This window comes from Actinoallomurus acaciae (assembly GCF_042429965.1).
In the GTDB taxonomy this organism is placed as follows: Bacteria; Actinomycetota; Actinomycetes; order Streptosporangiales; family Streptosporangiaceae; genus Actinoallomurus; species Actinoallomurus acaciae.
In genome coordinates this window covers 1-2,957 of the sequence record NZ_JBHLZP010000767.1, presented here as the reverse complement: position 1 = coordinate 2,957, position 2,957 = coordinate 1, and the positions used below count along the sequence as shown (strand labels likewise).

The 2,957-nt window shown below is 71.0% G+C and carries 2 protein-coding genes and 1 riboswitch; both genes read left to right on the top strand.

Annotated elements, in window-relative coordinates; all coding sequences use genetic code 11:
- Positions 1-382, top strand: a 382-nt coding sequence (locus tag ACFFNX_RS46640) for a MarR family winged helix-turn-helix transcriptional regulator (protein ID WP_378212800.1), incomplete at its 5' end; no start/stop codon positions are given.
- Positions 383-584: 202 nt separating this feature from the next.
- Positions 585-729: riboswitch (adenosylcobalamin (AdoCbl) riboswitch) on the top strand.
- An 88-nt stretch (positions 730-817) separates the two neighbouring features.
- A partial coding sequence (locus tag ACFFNX_RS46635; protein WP_378212799.1) for a hypothetical protein occupies positions 818-2,957 on the top strand: 2,140 nt, incomplete at its 3' end.

Sequence of the window (2,957 nt, the reverse complement as noted above, 5' to 3'; positions counted from 1 at the left end):
GTTCGCCGCCGCGAGGCTGGCGCCGGGCGAGTTCGACGTGCTCGCCGCGCTGCGCCGATCCGCGCCGCCCCACGCGCTGTCGAACGGCGACCTCGCCCGGGCGACGCTGGTCACGCCCGGCGGGGTGACCAAACGGATCGACCGGCTCGCCGCCGCGGGACTGGTGACGCGGACCCGCGACCCGGAAGACGCTCGTGGACGCGTTGTGGCTCTGACCGCGGCGGGCCGTGACCTCGCCGACAGGCTCATCCGCGTGCACATGGCGAACGAGGCGGCCATCCTCGAGGCGCTCGACGGCGACGAGCGGCACCTGCTCGCGTCCCTGCTCGGCAAGCTGCTCGCCTCCGTCGAGGCCGGCCAGGGCACGAAATATCGCGATTAAAGGTCAATTCACGACATCGTTTGTGGTCAGGGGAATTCACCGGCGCGGGGAAAACGTCCGTCGTTCCTCGGCATCGTGAACTGACCGGTACTGGACAGGGGCGAACGGTAAAGCCTGTATCGGCGGGGTGGGATTGCAAGACGACGTTCATGTCCGCTTGGTCGGATCTGATGCGCCGTGTTATCGTTCGGGCCGTTTGTTCAAAACTAAATAGGTTCGTCTGTGGTGAGGAAGCCGGTCGAAGTCCGGCACTGTCGCGCAACCGTGGGTCACCGAAAGGTGACAAGTCGGGTCGTCCCACATCGACGAATGTCAGACCCACTGTCGCGAGTTGCAGGGGTGGTCGGCCGCCCGGTGCGCATCGTCCCTCGTCTCGCATGCAAAGGACGAGGCGTGGACCGCACCCTTCGCAGACATCGACGGTCGACTGTCACGGTGCTGTCCGCTGTAGCCGGCATCGTCGCGGCGACGGTCATGTTCGGCTCGATCGCCGCCAGATCGGACACCGGTGAGGACGGCGCCCGAAGCAACGCCACGTGGCTGTCGCATCGGCTGGCGTCCGACGGGACGTTGCAGAACCCGAACGGCGGAGCGCTGCCGGACCACGGGCTGATGATCGACACCCTGTTCGCGATGCACGCCGCCGGTGAGGGCGAACTCGCCGACCCGATCGTCAGGTACTTCGACGACGACAAGCACGCCACCGACTATTACACCTGGGACGGCCTCGCGCCCGGCATGGGCTACGACAAGGTGATCGTCGCCGGGGCCACGGCCAAGGTGCTGGTCGCCGCCGAGGTCGCCGGCCGGAACCCCCGCGACTTCGGCGGCCACGACATGGTCGCCGAGACCGAGGGCACGATCATGACGTCCGGCCCGGACAAGGGCCGCGCCAGCGACTACTCGAAAGACCCCGCCCTGGCGGACCTGGTCTATAACAACTCGAACATGTTCGGGCAGGCCCTCGCCGTCATCGGCCTGGCGGGCGTCGGCCGGAACAACCAGCCGGCCCTCGACCGGCTCCTCACACAGCAGTGCTCGGAGGGCTACTTCCGGATCTTCTTCGGCTACATCCCCACCACCGAGACCGGCGACGAGGTCACTCCCGACGGGCAGAAGCTCTCGACCTGCGACGAGGGAAAGGCCTACGACCAGTCCGCGCCGGACGGGGACGCCACCGCCATGTCCCTGTCGGCCCTGCTGGCGGCGCGGCGGGCCGGCGCGACCGGGCTCGACGGCCCGATCGGCAAGGCGGTGAACTGGCTGAAGTCGGTCCAGGACCCCGGCGGCGGCTGGGGCGGCGGCGTCAGCACCGAGGCGCCCAACACCAACAGCACCGGGCTCATCGTGCAGGCGCTGACGGATGCGGGCGGCGCCGATGACGCCGTGCGGCGCGGCGTCGCGTATCTGTCGTCCGCGCAGGTGACGGCCGGCGCGGACGGCGGAGACCCGCTCTCCGACCAGATCGGCGCGATCGCCTACACCCCGGAGGACTACCAGAGCGCCAAGTCGACCGGCATCACCGGAATGGACACCTGGGTCCGGGCCGGCGCGCAGGCCGCCCTGGGCCTCGCCCGGATCGGCTTCTACGACCTGACCCAGGGAAAGTCCCTGCCCGCCCCGGGCGGGGGCTCCACCACCTCGCCCACCCCGACGCCGAACCCGACCAGGACGAGCCGGCCCAAGCCGAAGCCGCGCGGCTCCGGGAACCAGGCGGCGCCCGAACCGCGGCCGAAGCCCAGGCCGCGCGGCAGCACGACTTCGCCGCGGCCCACCTCGTCCGCCACCCCGACGCCCACGACGACGCCCCAGGCACAGACGACCGGGCCGAGTCCGGCCGAGCGGCTCGGCGCCTACCTGGCGGGCAGGCTGGTGAACGGCGACCACGTCGAGGTCACCGAGGGCGGCCAGACCTACGTCGACTACGACGCGACGGTGGACCTCATCCTGGCGTTGCACGCCCTCGGCCGGCAGCCGGCCGCGGCGGCCAAGGCGTCGCTGTTCATGCTCGAGCCGCAGTCGATCCGGGAGTACGCCTACGACGCGGCGTACGAGAAGAGCGCCGCGTACGCCGAGCCGCTGGCCAAGCTCGAGATCATCGCCCGGTTCCTGCAGACCTCACCGAGCGCCCCCGGTGACATCGCGACGATCGCCGGCCGGCTGCGCGAGGGCCTGCTGGCGCTCAAGACCCCGGCAGGCCACTTCGTCGACCGCGGCGCGCACGTCGACTCGGACAACCTGGTCACCAAGCAGGCGTGGGTGGTCCTCGCGCTCACCGCGAGCGGCGTCCCCGGCGACACCATGCCACTGAACGTCCTGCTGAACAGCCAGTGCTCCGATGGGTCGTTCCCGCTGAACCTCGCCGCCGCGGGCTGTGCGACCGGTGATCTGGCCTCGACCGCCGCGGCGGTGCAGGCGTTGAGCGGCCGTTCTCTCACCGGCGCCGCGGGCTGGACCGACCGCCGCGTCACCGCCCTGCGCAAGGCCGCCGCCCTCCTCACCGCCCGTACGCCGGGCGACGGGCTGCTGCGAACGAGTGGCGCCGTCGACCTGCCGCTGAGCGCGCGCGTCGCCG